11 protein-coding genes, 1 tRNA gene and 1 pseudogene are annotated in these 14,890 nt (G+C 65.8%); 5 read left to right on the plus strand and 8 right to left on the minus strand.

Annotated elements, in window-relative coordinates:
• Positions 1-123 precede the first annotated feature (123 nt).
• From ACIGJC_RS10645 to ACIGJC_RS10665, 5 genes and pseudogenes are all read left to right on the plus strand, one after another.
• The gene (locus tag ACIGJC_RS10645) at positions 124-456 is read left to right on the plus strand and encodes a DMT family transporter (protein WP_483711519.1); all 333 of its coding nucleotides are present in this window, start codon (positions 124-126) and stop codon (positions 454-456) included.
• Between the two features lie 49 nt (positions 457-505).
• Positions 506-655: a hypothetical protein gene (locus ACIGJC_RS10650; RefSeq protein WP_483708741.1), complete on the plus strand. Its 150-nt coding sequence runs from the start codon at positions 506-508 to the stop codon at positions 653-655.
• 12 nt (positions 656-667) lie between these two features.
• A pseudogene (locus tag ACIGJC_RS10655) lies at positions 668-760 on the plus strand (transcriptional regulator); the annotation flags it as partial.
• Between the two features lie 210 nt (positions 761-970).
• A tRNA-Arg gene (locus ACIGJC_RS10660) sits at positions 971-1,045 on the plus strand.
• A gap of 638 nt (positions 1,046-1,683) precedes the next feature.
• Positions 1,684-2,460 carry a PP2C family protein-serine/threonine phosphatase gene (locus ACIGJC_RS10665; protein ID WP_483708742.1) on the plus strand — a complete coding sequence of 259 codons (777 nt, stop codon included), beginning with the start codon at positions 1,684-1,686 and terminating at the stop codon, positions 2,458-2,460.
• Between the two features lie 56 nt (positions 2,461-2,516).
• On the opposite strand, the gene ACIGJC_RS10670 is transcribed toward ACIGJC_RS10665, so the two are convergent.
• From ACIGJC_RS10670 to ACIGJC_RS10705, 8 genes are all read right to left on the minus strand, one after another.
• A complete protein-coding gene (locus ACIGJC_RS10670) occupies positions 2,517-3,836 on the minus strand; it encodes a sigma-54 interaction domain-containing protein (RefSeq protein ID WP_483708743.1) in 1,320 nt (439 codons plus the stop codon).
• Positions 3,833-6,952 (minus strand): peptidase domain-containing ABC transporter, encoded by a 3,120-nt coding sequence (locus tag ACIGJC_RS10675; protein WP_483708744.1) that lies wholly within the window; start codon positions 6,950-6,952, stop codon positions 3,833-3,835. The genes ACIGJC_RS10670 and ACIGJC_RS10675 overlap by 4 nt, the downstream gene beginning before the upstream one ends.
• Positions 6,933-7,685, minus strand: a complete 753-nt coding sequence (locus ACIGJC_RS10680; RefSeq protein WP_483708745.1) for a peptidylprolyl isomerase — start codon at positions 7,683-7,685, stop codon at positions 6,933-6,935. Before ACIGJC_RS10680 ends, ACIGJC_RS10675 begins: the two co-directional genes overlap by 20 nt.
• A gap of 61 nt (positions 7,686-7,746) precedes the next feature.
• Entirely contained in the window at positions 7,747-9,126 is a 1,380-nt protein-coding gene (locus ACIGJC_RS10685) for a beta-barrel domain-containing protein (protein WP_483708746.1), read from the minus strand.
• On the minus strand, positions 9,123-11,702 hold the full coding sequence (locus ACIGJC_RS10690; RefSeq protein ID WP_483708747.1) for an FHA domain-containing protein: 2,580 nt from the start codon (positions 11,700-11,702) through the stop codon (positions 9,123-9,125). Before ACIGJC_RS10690 ends, ACIGJC_RS10685 begins: the two co-directional genes overlap by 4 nt.
• A gap of 207 nt (positions 11,703-11,909) precedes the next feature.
• Positions 11,910-13,367: an efflux transporter outer membrane subunit gene (locus tag ACIGJC_RS10695; protein WP_483708748.1), complete on the minus strand. Its 1,458-nt coding sequence runs from the start codon at positions 13,365-13,367 to the stop codon at positions 11,910-11,912.
• 394 nt (positions 13,368-13,761) lie between these two features.
• A complete protein-coding gene (locus tag ACIGJC_RS10700; protein ID WP_483708749.1) occupies positions 13,762-14,190 on the minus strand; it encodes a DUF4399 domain-containing protein in 429 nt (142 codons plus the stop codon).
• A gap of 16 nt (positions 14,191-14,206) precedes the next feature.
• Positions 14,207-14,632, minus strand: coding sequence for a DUF4399 domain-containing protein (locus ACIGJC_RS10705; RefSeq protein ID WP_483708750.1), 426 nt, complete (start codon positions 14,630-14,632; stop codon positions 14,207-14,209).
• Positions 14,633-14,890: the final 258 nt, after the last annotated feature.

Genomic DNA, 14,890 nt, shown 5'->3' on the forward strand with positions numbered 1-14,890 from the left:
GCAATACTGCGTCGCACAACCACCGCAACGTGGGGATCCGTCCTTGTCTGCTGTGCCTGTACAACACCTGGCTGGTCGGGCGCACTTTGCGACCCTGCCTGCCCGCATCCCCTCGTTTCCATGATGAACGGATATTTGCTCCTGGCGCTGGCCATTGTTGCCGAGGTCATCGCGACCAGCAGCCTAAAGGCTGCCGAGAATTTCACCCGGCTGGTGCCCAGCCTCCTGGTCGTGGCCGGCTACGCCTGCGCTTTCTACTTGCTTATGCTGGTCATGAAGACCGTGCCGGTCGGGGTCGCCTATGCCATCTGGAGCGGTGCCGGCATCGTGCTGGTTACGCTGGTCGCCATGGCGCTGTACCGGCAGGTGCCGGACCTGGCGGCCTGCGTCGGGATCGGCCTGATCATCGCCGGCGTGGCGGTGATCCAGCTTTTCTCCAAAACCAGCGGCCACTAGCCGCCGCGGCTGCCTAGAATAAAGTCGGTTCCTGCCACGGGAGACCGCCATGCTTACCGCCCTGCTAGTCGCCGCAGTCATCGTCGCCCTGTACATCTTTGCCGTGCGGGCCGAGTTCTTCCATAAGTCGCCGATCTATCCGGAGCATGAACATCCGGTGCAGTATTGGTGGGACCGGTTGGTGCATCACAAGAGATAGCCCGGCAGCGGCGCGGATCCCGCGCCAGGCACGCCCGAGGGCGATCATCTCGAAGTCCTTTCCATGCTGGTGGAACGCTATGAGGCTGACCACTTCCCTATGGATTGACACCGCGCGCCATGCGTCCCCCGGCGCGATCTGAATTGCGTTTGGGGAATCCAGACCCGCCGAAGTCCTCATCGCCGCCTGAATCCGCGCACCAGCGATAGCCCCCCACGGCACGGAACACGCTCCAGGCGGGAGGTTTTTGATATACTCCGCCCCGTCTTCAGGATCACCGCAACCTGCGGAACCACGGTCCTGGCAGCTCTGTCCCTCGCCGTAGTTCAATGGATAGAACGAGCGCCTCCTAAGCGCTAGATACAGGTTCGATTCCTGTCGGCGGGACCAAGCCCTCGCTTTATCCCCAACAGATCTCCCCAAGCATCCACAGTCACCGCCGCCGGCATTCGCCTGCGATCTGCGGCCGTCCCTGCGAAGCCAGCCGCGCGCGGCGCGGCGCGTGGCGGCCAAACCGGCTGCCGGCATGCCGGCCTCCGGCCGCGGCGGCAGGCTGGCCTGTGCGGTGGCTCTGGCGACCGCGATACACGGCGCAATCTGCTCTGACGATCAGTCCGGACATGGCTGGCTCCTTCGTGTTCTGTACAGGAAACGTTTCAGGCCCCCAGCCGGCTGACCTGGGCCATGCTTGTACTGGCTGGCCCGCCTCGGGTGTCTGGTCGCGGCACTCATTGCCGCGTCGTGCCAGATTTCAGCAGGAAATGTGCCAGCGCCCCCGGCTGGCGCCGCCTGGGCAATAGCGGGGAATGTGCCCCCCCGGCGCCTCGGCGCCTGTCGGGACGCCGCCAACGCCATCGACGGCCCAGTTGTTGGCCTGGCGCCACCACTACGCTGGTGGACGGCATAGGCAAGGACGGGGGCCCAGGCTCACCAATCGGCCGGGACCACGTTGATCAACTTTTGCGAGACCAGCAACAACTTCTATGCTGGTCAGATAAGCAACCGGTCCTTGACCCTTGGAGGGCATCTTGACTGGCGTGACGCAATTCCGCTGGGCATCGGCGGCCTGCACCGACGTGGGCCGCGTGCGCGAGCGCAATGAAGACGCGTGCCTCGATCTGCCGGATCAGGGCCTGTGGGTCGTGGCTGACGGCATGGGCGGCCATGCCGTTGGCGACTTCGCCAGCCAGGCCGTCACGCAGGCGCTGGCGTCGCTGCCGGCACGGCCGTCGCTGGAAGAACGGCTGGCCGACGTAGGCGCCGCGCTGCAGGACGTCAATCGCACGCTGATCGCCGAAGCCTCGCGCCTGCAGGTGCGCTGCGTAGGCACCACTGTCGTGGTGCTGGCAACCGGTGACCGGCGTTGCGGATTTCTTTGGGCCGGCGACAGCCGGCTCTACCGGCTACGCGGCGGGCGGCTGCAGCGCCTTACGCGCGATCACAGCCAGGTGGAGCGTTTGCTCGCACGCGGGCTCATCACGGCAGAGGAAGCGCGGCACCATCCCGCGCACAACACCATAACGCGCGCCGTGGGCGCAGCCGACACGCTGTTGCCTGAACAGCTGTTCGTCGATGTCGCCGATGGCGACGTGTTCCTGCTTTGCAGCGATGGATTAAGCAATGAAGTCGAGGATGATGCGATTGCAACCGCACTGGCCAGCGGTAGCGACCTTGATGCAACCGCCCAGACGCTCGTAAAAATGGCGCTGGATCATGGGGGCCACGACAATGTCACCGTGGTGGTAGTACGTGCTGAGGATCCTTATGCGGACAGGACCCTGGTAAATCCGGAGGTAGAGGCATAGGCTCTGCGTTTCGCAGCCCACCGCGTATGCAATAGCAGCGGCGATTGCCAAGCCCCTTATCCCCCTCCGCCCTTGGCCCCTCGGAAATCCTTCGAATGAATCCCATGCTTCTTGAGCAGCATCTGCAAGTGCGACCGGTTCATATCGCAGCGCCGCGCCAGTTCTGCCACCGTCCCCCCGACCTCTTGCAGGCCGCGTTCAAGAAACGCCCGTTCCGCCTCATCGCTGGCGGCCCGCTTGGCCTCGCCCAGGGACGTGGGCAGCGCTGAAAGCGCGCCGACAGGACCGATCGGCACCACGGCCAGCGCGGCGGGCTTCGGCCGTATATCGACCGGCAGGTGGACCAGGTCCGCCGTATCTCCAGCCAGGCAAGACACCCGGTACAACAGGTTCCGTAGCTCGCGGATATTCCCCGGATATTCGTAGTGCATCAGGAAATCCCGCAACCGAGGCGTAAGCCTGACCGGCCGGCGCTTGAGCAGCCCGGCGGCCTCGTCGCTGAAGTAGGCCACCAGCAACGGGATTTCATCGCGCCGCTCGCGCAATGCCGGCAGCGACACGTGGATCACGCTGAGCCGGTAGAACAGGTCTTCGCGGAAGGTCCCCTCCTGGCTCATGCGCCGCAGGTCCTTGTTGGTCGCGGCGACGATGCGCGTATCGACGGCAATCGCTTCGTCCGACCCAACGCGCTGGATCTCGTGCGCCTCCAGCACGCGCAGCAGCTTGACTTGCCCCGTCAGCGGCAGCTCGCCGATCTCGTCGAGGAAGATGGTCCCCGTATGCGCGCTTTCGAACTTGCCGCGCCTGTCATTGCTCGCGCCCGTAAACGCGCCCTTCTTGTGCCCGAACAACTCCGACTCCAGCAGGCTGTCCGGGATCGCCCCGCAGTTGACCGAGATAAATGGCCGCTCCTGGCGCGAGCCGTTGGCGTGGATCACCTTCGCCATCAGCTCCTTGCCGGTGCCGCTCTCGCCGTCGATCAGCACCGGCAGGTCGGTGGGCGCCGCCTTCTCCGCGATCTCAAGCGATTCGAGCAGCTTCGGATTGTCGCCAAAGGTGCCTTCAAAAATAAAGCTGCGTTCAAGCAGCGCCTGGCGCCGCTCGCGCGGCATGCGTTCGACTTCCTCGGGCACCGGCGCCTCGCCGCCGGCCGCGGCCTGCACGAAGCGCTCCTTGTGCGACAGCCCCATGACTTCGTCGCGCAGCGTGGTGGCCTGCTTGAGCAGCTTCTCGATATCGACCCGCTCCAGCCGCGACGACCAGCGCAGCGTGGAGCGCAAAATCTCGATCTTCTCCATCAGCCCCGCGAACGAGACGGCGGAGGTGCTGGCGGCATCGGCGGCGGGCGGCCGGGCGCCCTGGTTGTAGAGCTTCATGCTGAACTCAGTTGCTTGTGCACCAGCTGGTAGTACATGCCCTTGCGATCGAGCAGTTCCTCGTGACGGCCCTGTTCGACGATGGCGCCTTCGTACAGCACCAGGATCTTGTCGGCCTGCATGATCGTGCTGAGGCGGTGCGCAATGATCACCGCCGTGCGCCCGCGCAGGATCTCCTGCATATTGGCCAGGATGTTGCTCTCGGACTGGGTGTCGAGCGCGGAAGTGGCTTCGTCGAACACCAGCAGGCGCGGGTCGTGGTACAGCGCCCGCGCAATGCACAGCCGCTGGATCTGCCCGCCTGACAGCCCCATGCCGCGCTCGCCGACGATCTGCTCGTAGCCAAGCGGCAGCTTGGTGATGAACGGGTGCGCGTCGGCCATGCGGGCCACTTCCTCGATACGGCGGCGGTCCGGGCTTTCGTCGCCACAGGCGATGTTCTCGGCGATAGTGCCCGAGAACAGCAGGTTGGTCTGCATCACATAGCCCACCTGCGCGCGGTAGAACTCGGTATCGATCACGCCGATGTCATAGCCGTCCACCTTCATCGAGCCTTCCGTCGGCCGATAGAACCCCACCAGCAGCTTGGCCAGCGTGGTCTTGCCCGAACCGCTGCGCCCGACAATTGCCACCATCTCCCCGGGCTTGATATGCAGGCTGATGTTCTCGAGCACATAGGCCGTGTCCTCGCCGCCATAGCGGAAGTAAAGCCCGTCGAGCTCGATCTCGCCCTGCAAGTCCGGCAGCATCACGCGCGACATCACGTCCTGCGGCTTCTGCTCGGGCTCCAGGTCGAGCACGTCGCCGAGACGCTCCATCGCCACGCCGGCGTCGTTTAGTTGCCCCCACAGCGCCACGAGGCCCATCAGCGGCGCCAGCACGCTGCCCATGAAGGCGTTGAACGCGATGAGCTGGCCAATGGTCAGTTCGCGCTGCAGCACCAGCGTGGCGCCCACCCACAGCACCGCGATGGTCGTGGCCGCGTTGAGCAGCTGACTGATCATGCCGACGAGGATATGGAAGGCCTGCGCCTGGTATTGCTTTTCCAGCGACTTGGCGTACTTGGCTTCCCAGCGCAGGCGCACGGGCCGTTCAATGCCCATGCCCTTGACGGTCTCGGCGCCGCCCAGGGTCTCCATGAGATAGGCCTTGGCGTCCGTCGACGTCGCGAACACTTCGCGCGCATAAGCCTTCACCCTGGGTGTCACCACCACCGTCAGCGCCGCGATCGGAATCACGAACGCGATCAGCAGCAGCGTGAGCTTGACGTTGTAGAGAAACATGATGGTGAAGTAGATGAACACCATCAGCAGGTTCAGCGCCGTCGTCACCGTGGATTCGGTCAGGAAGGCGCGGATGGTCTGGTTCTCCTGGAAGCGCGCGAAGATGTCGCCGGTCTTGCGCTTGGCGAAGAACGACAGCGGCAACGACAGCGTGTGCTTGAAGAAGTGCGACATCATGGCGAAGTCCATGTTGCGCACCATGAAGTTGGCCAGGTAGGCGCGGATGGTCGCCATCAGCTGCGAGAACACGTTGGCAATGATCAGCCCGACGATCAGCAGGTGCAGCAGGCCGATGTTCTGGTGCACCACCACGCCGTCCAGGATGTTCTGGATGATCAGCGGCGGCACCACGCCAAGCATCTGGATCACGAACGTGGCCAGGAACAGGTGCGCCAGGATCTTCTTGTACGGCGCCAGGTAGCTGATGAAACGCAGCCACGGCGAGCGCTGCACCGACAGCTGCGTCATGCTCTCGCCGGGGCTGAACAGCAGGCAGGTGCCGCTCCAGCCGCGCTCGAACTCTTCCGTGCTCATCTTGCGGAAGCCGATGCCCGGGTCCGCCACCCACACCCAGCGCCCCGACACGCCGTACACGATCACGTAGTGGTAGCCCTCCCAGTGCACGATGAACGGCAGCTCGAAGCCCATTAGCGAGTCCCGCGTGCACTGCACGCCGCGCGTGGTGAAGCCCAGCGACTCACCGGCGCGCGCCAGGCTTTCCAGCGTGGCGCCCTGTGTGGTCACGTTGGCCAGTTCGCGCAGCTTGCCCAGCGACATCGGGATGCCGTAGTGCCGGCAGATCATGGCCAGGCACGCGGCACCGCAATCCATCTCCTCGGCCTGCTCGACCAGCGCGAAACGGCGGATCAGGCGTTCACCAAGCTCGGGCTTCGAATGAAGGTCCAGCAGCACCGGCCGCTTGCGGCGCTCGGCCAGCTTCTTCTGCCGGTGCAGTTCGCGGTCGACCACGCGGATGCGTTCCTCGAGCACCTCGCGCAGGCGCGGGTTGCGCTCCAGGATGATCTGCACCGTCTTCTCGGGAATCACCAGCAGGCGCACCTCGGTCTCGGCGATGGCCGAGGCGATCTGCTCCTGGCGCATCACGCAGGCGCGTTCGCCGAAGATATCGCCCTGGCCCAGCGTCGCCAGCGAAAACTCGTCGCCGTCCTCGGTGCGCACCATGCGCACGGTGCCTTGGCGCACCACGTAGAGCCGCCGGTCTTCGCGCCCGTCCTGCTTCAGGATCTCCTTGCCCGCGGCCACGCGCTTCACGCCCACGCTGCGCACCGCGTCTTCCAGTTCGCGCCGGTCCAGCTTGCCACGCAGGTCGAACAACCGCGCCACGAAGCCGCCCGCGGAGCTGATGGCGACATAGCTCGTGATGAACGCCAGCGCCGCGGTGTTGCCCGCCACCACCTTCTCGCCAACGCTGCGCGGAATCATCAGCAGCTCGGTCTTGCCCGACGCGCGCACCGACGACTCATGGTGGTACTCGCGCAGCAGCGCAATGTCGGCGAACACCTCGCCGGTCTTGCGCACGCCCATGCTGATTTCCTTGCCGTGTTCCTCGTTGAAGACGCGCACCGAGCCCGCCTTCACGATGTACAGGCCCGGGGCTGGCTCGCCGGCATTGCACACGGTGTCGCCAAAGCCGAACGTCTGGGTCTGCGCCGCGGCGGCGAGCTGCTCCAGTTCCTCGCGCGTCAGGGCCGAGAGGATCTCCACAGTCGCCAGGAAATCGGCAAGCGACGTGGACACCGGCGCAGGGGACGTAGCCGACGGCGGCGGCACCTCTGCCGCCGCCCCGCCTTCGCTAGCGGGCTTCGATGACATGTTCCTGCGCCCTCGCCATCAGCCACTCTTCACGCAGGAGCCGGCGCACCTCCACCGCGACGTCGCTGTCCAGCGTCGCGGGGTGCTTGGCGCGCACCAGGAAGACCTCGAAGAACGAGCGGTCCGGCGAGGCGAACGGCCCGAGCAGGTCGCCGGCCTCGGCGTTGAAGACCTTGGCCTCGATATCGGTCTTGAGCGAGCCGCGCAGCACCTTGCCGATGTCGCCGCCACGCTCGCGCGTGTCGGCAATCGAATGCTCGCGCGCCATCTCGGCGAAGCTCTCCGGATCATCCTGCAGGTACGAGATCAGCTCCTTGGCCTTGCCCTCGCTGTCCACCACGATATGGCTGACCTCGATGCTGTCGAAGCGCGGCGAATTGAGCTGGAAATATTCGTGCACCGCGGCTTCGCTGCAGACCTGCTCCATCATCCGCTCCTGGTAGAGGCTGTCGGTGATGAAGACCTCGAACTCGTCCAGGCTCACGCCCAGTGCGTCGAGATAGTGGTTCATGTCCGCTGCGCGGTGCAGGCCCTGCACGCGCCGGAACTGGTCGGCGCGCTCCTGGATATCTTCCTGCGCCAGCGCCAGGCCCGCCCGTTTCGCCGCGTGCACCGTCAGCTTGTCGCGCACCATCTGCTCGACCAGGCCTTCGAACTGCCCCGTGAACTTGAGCAGGCGGATGAATTCCTCGACGCCCAGTACCTCGTCGTCGATACGCACGATGCCAGTCATGGCCCTACCTCCTTGATCGGCCGCGCCGCGCGGTCGCGATCCTTGTTCGTGTGAGCGCCCGCTACCCCGCCACCTGACGGAACGGATCCAGGCCCAGGTCGATCAGCCGGCGCTCGCGCACCACGATCTCGGCCGTGGCGGTCATGCCATAGCGCAACGGATAACGGCTGTCTCCCACGGCGTAGTAGTCGCGCGACAGGCGGATGCGGCCTTCATAGACCGGCTGCTTGTCCGCCCCGGGCTTGGTGGCCGGCGAGATGTATTCGAGCGTGCCTTCGATCAGCCCGTAGCGCTGGTACGGGAACGCGTTGAACTTGAGCTTGACCGGCAGGCCTTCCTTCAGGAACGCGCGGTCGCGCTCGGCAATGGCGATCTTGAGCACGGGGCGCGCGTCATTGGGCGCGATGCCGCCGATCGGCGTATTGGCCTGGATCTTGTCGCCCCGCTGGGTAGAGGTAACGTCGGTGATGACGCCCGACACCGGCGCGAGGATCAGCAGGAAATTGTCCTTGTCGATATTCTCGAAGCGGATGCGTGCGGCCGCCTCGGCCACCAGGCGCGCGGTCTGCACCTGCAGGCGCAGCTTGTCCTCGGTGCTGGCGATGTCGCGCATGGCCGCGTCGTACTGCACGCGCAGCCCGGCCAGTTCCTGTCCGCTGCTTTCGAGCTGAACGTTCGCCTGCGTCAGTTCCTGGCCTTGCCGCGCTTCCAGTTCGGCCAGTCGGGATTGCGCCACGCGCAGGGTGTTGTCCGCCTCCTGCGTGGCCGCGCGCTTGGCTTCGACCTGCGACTGCGACACGCCGCCGCCCCCCGGCAGCGCGAACAGGCGCGCATACCGGTCCTGCTCCTGGCGCGCGAAGTCGCGTGCGCGCCGCGAGTTCTCGACGTTGCTGCGCGCCTCCTGCACCTGCGCGCGCTGCTGTTCGGTGAGCTTGGTAGTGCCTTCGGCGATGCGCGTTTCATGCTGGCGCGTGGCCACGTCGATCTGCTGCTTGAGGGCGGCAGCGCGGCGTTCCATCAGTGCCTTCTTTTCCGGGAACTGCTTCCACTCGCGCTCCGAGTCCTCCAGCTTCAGTTGTGCTTCCAACGCGTTGGCCGCCGCTTCGATCGCGCCGCGCGCGTTCAGGCGCGCCAGCACGTCGTCCTTGGATACGGGCTGCCCTTCGGCGACGTACAGGTCGGCCAGTTCGCCGTCGACGGGAGCATAGAAGCGCCTGACCTCCGACTCCGGCGCCAGCGTGCCTTCGGCCGTGACGATGACATCGGCGTGGCCGAAGAACGACCAGATCAGCGCGACCACCACCAACGCAAACGTGGTCACGACCGTCAGCAGGCTCAGCCGCCATGGTTCGGCGGTGAGGATGGCGAGACCCTCGCCGCCGTGGTCTTCAAGCGCTTCGGACAGAGGCCTGAGACGGTTGCCGCCCTGTGCGTCGTTCATGGCCGCCCCTCTTTCGCCTTGTCCGGCGCCGCGGCGGCTGGTGCTGCGGCACCCGGTCCTTCACCACCGAGCAATTCCAGCTTCGCCTTGAGCACGGCCGGATCGAGCACCATGCGCAGTTCCTGCAGGGCGCGGCGCTGCTGGTCCACTTCGGCGCGGATCTCTTCCTCGCCCTTGTTCCATTGCGCGAGGTCGGCGCTCTCGCCCGCCTTGAGCTGGCCGACGATGCGCAGCGCCTGCCGTGCGTCTTCCTGAGCCTGCGCCAGGCGCCGAGCCTGGTCGCGGAACTTCGGTGAGATGCCGGGCTCCAGCCGTTGCTCGGCGCCAATCTGTCCGTTGGCGCGGTATTGCTTCCAGCCGGCGATGGCGCGGCTCATCTGCTCGCGCGCACGCCGCAGCGCACTGTCGCGGATCGCCGTGACGTCTGCATCCACGGCCCTCGCGTAGTACTTATCCTCGTCGGGATCGAGCATGGCGTAGAAGCCGAGCAGCTTGTCTTCCTGGCCACTGGCGCCGCGCGTGCCTTGCAGTGCCGCGTATTGCGCGGCGACCTGCTGCTTGTGCGCGGCATCTTTCGCCACATCGTCGGCCCATGGTCCCGCAGTAATGCGGCGCAGCCCCGCAATGGCCGCGGCGCTGTCGCCGCGCAGCCAGGCCTGAGCCGCCACAGCGTACTGGCGTGCCATATCCGCGTCAGGCAGGCGCTGCGCCAGTCGTACGTACTGCGCCTGGAACGGCGGCGTGGCGAATTTCGCGTCGGCCATGCGCGCCACCAGCGGCCCCGGGCTGCGCGAACGCAGCGGCTGCATCAGCGCGGTGTAGCGGCGCAGGTCGTCCTGCAGCTTGTCCAGGCCGGACAGGCGCGGGTACTTCTCCTTGTAGTCGGCCAGCACCGGCTGCAAGGCTTCCGGCTGGTCGCGCGCAAGCTCGGTGGCAATGGTTGCGTTGAGCCGATCGATCGCGGCCAGGTAGACCGACTCGTCCGTCTGCAGCTTGCGCACATCGCTCAGTGCGTTGGCATAGACATCGCGGAATGCCGGCTCGTATCCCGCGATGCGGCCCAGCGCGCGCTGGTGCGCAGCGGTGTCCTGGTTCCAGTGCGTCAGCAGGCTGCGTATCACCGCTTCGTCCGTGTAGAGGCGGATTGGCGCGTCAGCGCCGCCGCGCTGCGCGAAATAGCGTTCGAGGTTGCCAATCCATTCCAGCTCGCCCACCAGGGGGCGCGCGTCCGCGTTGTGCTGGCTGGCGGAGATCATCGCGGCCAGCACCGTGGCGGCGCCGCTGAAATCGTGCGCCCCGAGCTTGCCGGCCCATTGCGGCACGTAGGCGCGCAGCAGCGCCTCCGTCCCCATCGCCTGGAACGGCGCATCGTCGGGATGCCGCGCGAGATAGGCGTCCGCAGCTTTCGCTGCTTTCGCATACTGGCCATCGGCAAGCAGCGACTTCACGTCGCGCTCGGGCATGCCGCGCAGGTAGAGCGCGACCAGCCCCACCGCGGCCAGCGCCGCGACTGCAGCGCCCCAGCGCCCTGCCCGCTTCATGCGTGCCGGGTCGTTCAGGCCGAAGCGCCCGGCAATCTCCGCCGCCAGCATCGCCATGCGGCTGCGCGGGCGGCCTCCTTTGCGTGCGGACGTATCGGTGGCTGCCGCGGCTTGCGCCTCGGCTTCGGCGTTGACCTCGTCTTCCTGCCGCGCCGCATAGTCGACACAGAAGATATCGAGGAACGAATCGGCTGCACCGACAAAGGTGGTCTTGTCGGCGTCATCGGGAACCGGTGCCGCGGCATGCCCGGCGACGGGCTCCACATCGGGCGCCACCTGTTCGCCCGCGAACACGGTGCGCGTCGCGGTGGCTTCGGCATCGCCTTCACGCAGCACCGCGACCTTGTAGACAAAGTGGCTGCCGCCGAACGCGATCAGGTCGCCGTCATTGAGCGGCACGCCGTGGTCGGTGAGCCGGTGGCCGTTGACGAACGTCCCGTTGGTGCTGCCCAGGTCTTCCAGGAACGGGACGCCGCACTTCAGGTAGATATGCGCGTGGCGCCGCGACAGGTAGTTGACCTGCTGCGGATGGCGGTCGCGGTAGCGCGCGAAGGTGTCGTCGGCCTTGCTGATCAGGTACGGGAAGCTGCTCAGCTCGACCGGCTGCAGGCCCAGTTCGTTGCGCTCCGGCAGCAGCGTGATCGCGACGCGAGGCGGCTCCGCCGCCGGCACGCGCGGCGAAAGCCTGACATGGAACGAGAGCGCCGAACCGAACGACAACTCGTCGCCATCGCTCAACCGCAGCGGATGTCCGGCAACGTCGGCACCATTGATGCGCGTGCCGTTCTTGCTGCCGAGATCCGCCACATAGACCGCGCCATGCTCCGCGAAGATGCGCGCATGCCGGCGCGACAGCGCGGCCGTCAGTTCTTCGGGGTAGGAAATGAAGGGAGCCTCGGTCCGTCCGACGGCGAACAGGTCGTCGCCGATGCGGATCTCGCCCAACTCCGGCCGGGAGACCGGCGTCAGCAGAATGTCGAACTCCTGACCCATCCTCACCGGCATTTCCATGATCAGTGCATCGTCGGGAGCCATGTTTCCAGGAAACCAACAGCGCAGCCTCGACCGCTGCCGCACCGCGAGGATGAATCGACAATGAACATAGTAGGCGACGCCTCTCGCTAGTCAATTGGCTGGGTGCCGTCCGTTGCGCGCAGGGTGTCGCCCATGCGGCGCAAACCGTCGGGGTGTGCTGTATTGCCAGGGAACGATGTATCGCAAACGCTGCGTGGCGCGCAGTCGTCAGGGCGTACGGTTCGACGCGGCGTTGCGCACCTGCACGTCGGACCAGCCGCCGCCGAGCGCCTTGTACAGCGTGACAGTATCGGCAAGGATCTGTTGGTGGACGGCCAACAAGGACAGTTGCGCGGTCAGCAGCGAGCGCTCGGTCTCGAAGACTTCGAGCTGCGACACCACGCCTTCCCTCAGCTGTGCCTCGATCTGCGCCGACACCACGCGCAGCTGGTCAACCTGTTGCTGCAACTCGATGCGCTGTTTCTTGTGCGCGTCGACATTGACCAGCGCGGATTCCACCTCTTCGAACGCGTTCATCACGGTGCGGCCGTATTCGTTCTCCACAACCTTGACTTGCGCCTCCGTGGTCTTGACGCGGGCGCGAACGTTCGGGTCCAGCATTGGCAGGCTGATCGCCGGCGCGATGCCGAAGGTAAAGGTCTTCAGCAGGCTGCTGAGCGCGAAACTGGCCGCGCCGCCATTTGCGGTCAGGCTGATGCTCGGCAGCTGCGCGAGCCGGGCCTGGCCGACGATGTCGTACGCCGCGAGTACGCGATACTCCGCGGCCACGATGTCGGGCCGGCGCGCGAGCAACTGCGACGGCAATCCCGCCGGCACCGGCGGCGGCTGCACGCGGTCCTGCAGCCTGCCCGGCGGCACCTTGAGATTGCCTGCGGGCACACCGACCAGCGTGGCGAGCGCGTTCTCGGTCACGTCACGCGAACGGCGCAGTTCGATCAGGTCCTTGGTGAGCCGGTTGATTTCGGCCTGTTGCTGCATCACCCGGATCTTCGGCACCAGCCCGTTCTGGAACATGGCCTGGTAGGTGCCGAGGATCTGGCCGTTCTTCTGCACTGTGCGCGCCTGCTGGTCGATCTGTTCGTCGAACTGCAGGATCTGGAAGTAAGTCGTCGAAACATCGGCAGCCAGCGTCAGGTAGCCGGCGCGCCAGTCCGCCTCGGTGGCATGGAACTCGGCGGTCTGCGCCTGCACGCCTTTTTCGACCTTGCCCCAGATATCGATGTCCCAGCTCAACTGGGCGCCCGCGTTGAAGCTGCGCACGGTCGTCTGCCCGGTCGTCTTGGTGACGCTGCCGCCGGCGTTGAGATCGACCACCGGCAACTGGCCGGCCTTGGCTTCGCCGATCTGCGCCTGCGCGACGCGGATGCGCGCGGCCAGCACTTTGATGTCGTAGTTGCCGGATAGCGCCTGCGTGATCAGCTTGTCGAGATACGGATCGCGGAAGCCTTGCCACCAGTTGGGCTGCACGGTCTCCGTCGGCGATACGGTGATCGACCCCTGTCGCGTCCACTCCGTCTTGGCCGGCGTTTGCGGACGTTCGTACACCGGTGGCCGGAAGTCCGCGCAGCCGGCAAGCGCGCCCGCGCAGGCTGCAGCGGCGATCCATGCGGTGGCACGGCACGGCCGCGAAACAGTCAGTGGCAAATCGGCAGAGGCGTTGATCACGATGTCTTCCTGCAACCACGCGCGCAGCCCGCCCACCGCGGTGAACGGACTTGCATTTGCGTGTCTGTATTGTGGTTCGCGCCGGCGCGCGCACCAACCCTGAAATGGCAGCGGCGACAACGGCTCTTCGTTACGACGGCAGTGCTGGTGTTGCTTTCCGGAGCACTGACGCACAGGCTGTGCCAGCTTCGCGATGCGCGCGCGCGTTCGGCCGCAGGGCCCTGAAAACAAGCCGGTTTCAGCGGCATTACGAAGGAAGACATGCGTGCGGGTACCGCGACACCTCGCCCCGTATGGCGGGTTGCGACCAACAGTTGCGCGCAATCTGTCGGCTACAGGGTGACAGCCCGGCCTGCGGTACGCGGCTGCATGGACGCCGGCGCGCGGAAGTGGATCACTTCACGTAGATGGTGATCTTCTTCGAATACACCGGTGGATTGGTCGGGATGTGCTTGTCATCGCCCATCAGCAACTGCAGGGTGTGCTTGCCGGGCGGCAACTCGACCATGGTCTCGGTTTCGCCGGCACCGAAATGCAGGTGGTTGCGATCGTTCGGGATTTCCTTGTCCATGGGCGGCAGATCCACGTCGATCAGCAGGTGGTGGTGGCCGGTCTTCGGAAACTTGACGTCCTTCGGCGCCACGCCCATGTTGCGCAGGCCAAACCATACGCGGAACGGCTTGCCCGCGGGCAGCACCTGTCCGTTGTTCGGGAAGCCGATGTACAAGTAGGCGTCGGGCGGCGCCGGCGTCTCCCCAGCCATGGCCGCGGCCGGCAGCAAGAGACTCGCGCCGAGCAAGGCGGCGGCTAGCAGCTTGAGCATGGTGGATCCCCTCGCGCTATTTCACCGTGACAGTGATTTTCTTGGAGTACAGCGGCGGGTCGAACGGCACGTGCTTCGCATCGCCGAGCAGCAGCTGCAGCGTGTGCTTGCCCGGCGGCAGTTCGATGCGCGCATCGGTTTCCCCCGCGCCGAAGTGCAGGTGGTTCTTGTCGGAGGGGATTTCCTTGTCCAGCGGCGGCAGGTCAGTGTCGATCAACAGGTGATGATGGCCGCACTTGGTCGACTCGATCCCCTTGGGGCACACGCCCATGTTGCGCAAGCCCATGCGGATCCAGAACTTGCCGCCGGAGATGACGGCACCATCGGGCGGCCAGATGATATAGACCTCGGCATTCTGCGGCGCCGCAGTCGGCATCGAGATGGACGGCACCACAGCAACTGCCATGGCCGCCAGCAGGCGGAACAGGAATCGTCTGGACATACGCGGCGCCTCCCCGGAGAGTGTCCGAAACCCGATCACGTGGTTCCGCAAGCCCATGTTCTTCTGGTTGCTTTTGGCCAGCGCTCGGCGATTCGGTATTAGGTTAGAACGGAACCCCGCAAAAAGCGAACTCGCCATGACATCGGCGCACGGCTTGCCGCAACACCGATGCGCTGCGCGCCACCGCGCCGCATGCAAGCACCTCCGGATTCACAAACGCTGTGCTATCTTGAAGCAAGCCGACGTCACCGCAACACC

Source organism: Cupriavidus sp. C3SS-1 (genome assembly GCF_057073755.1).

What these genes read in the sequence shown, in the direction of transcription:
- ACIGJC_RS10675 (WP_483708744.1), bottom strand. Translation starts at nt 6,952, where the DNA reads ATGTCATCGAAGCCCGCTAGCGAAGGCGGGGCGGCGGCAGAGGTGCCG.
- ACIGJC_RS10670 (WP_483708743.1), bottom strand. Translation starts at nt 3,836, where the DNA reads ATGAAGCTCTACAACCAGGGCGCCCGGCCGCCCGCCGCCGATGCCGCC.
- ACIGJC_RS10700 (WP_483708749.1), bottom strand. Translation starts at nt 14,190, where the DNA reads ATGCTCAAGCTGCTAGCCGCCGCCTTGCTCGGCGCGAGTCTCTTGCTG.
- ACIGJC_RS10680 (WP_483708745.1), bottom strand. Translation starts at nt 7,685, where the DNA reads ATGACTGGCATCGTGCGTATCGACGACGAGGTACTGGGCGTCGAGGAA.
- ACIGJC_RS10690 (WP_483708747.1), bottom strand. Translation starts at nt 11,702, where the DNA reads ATGGCTCCCGACGATGCACTGATCATGGAAATGCCGGTGAGGATGGGT.
- ACIGJC_RS10645 (WP_483711519.1), top strand. Translation starts at nt 124, where the DNA reads ATGAACGGATATTTGCTCCTGGCGCTGGCCATTGTTGCCGAGGTCATC.
- ACIGJC_RS10650 (WP_483708741.1), top strand. Translation starts at nt 506, where the DNA reads ATGCTTACCGCCCTGCTAGTCGCCGCAGTCATCGTCGCCCTGTACATC.
- ACIGJC_RS10685 (WP_483708746.1), bottom strand. Translation starts at nt 9,126, where the DNA reads ATGAACGACGCACAGGGCGGCAACCGTCTCAGGCCTCTGTCCGAAGCG.
- ACIGJC_RS10705 (WP_483708750.1), bottom strand. Translation starts at nt 14,632, where the DNA reads ATGTCCAGACGATTCCTGTTCCGCCTGCTGGCGGCCATGGCAGTTGCT.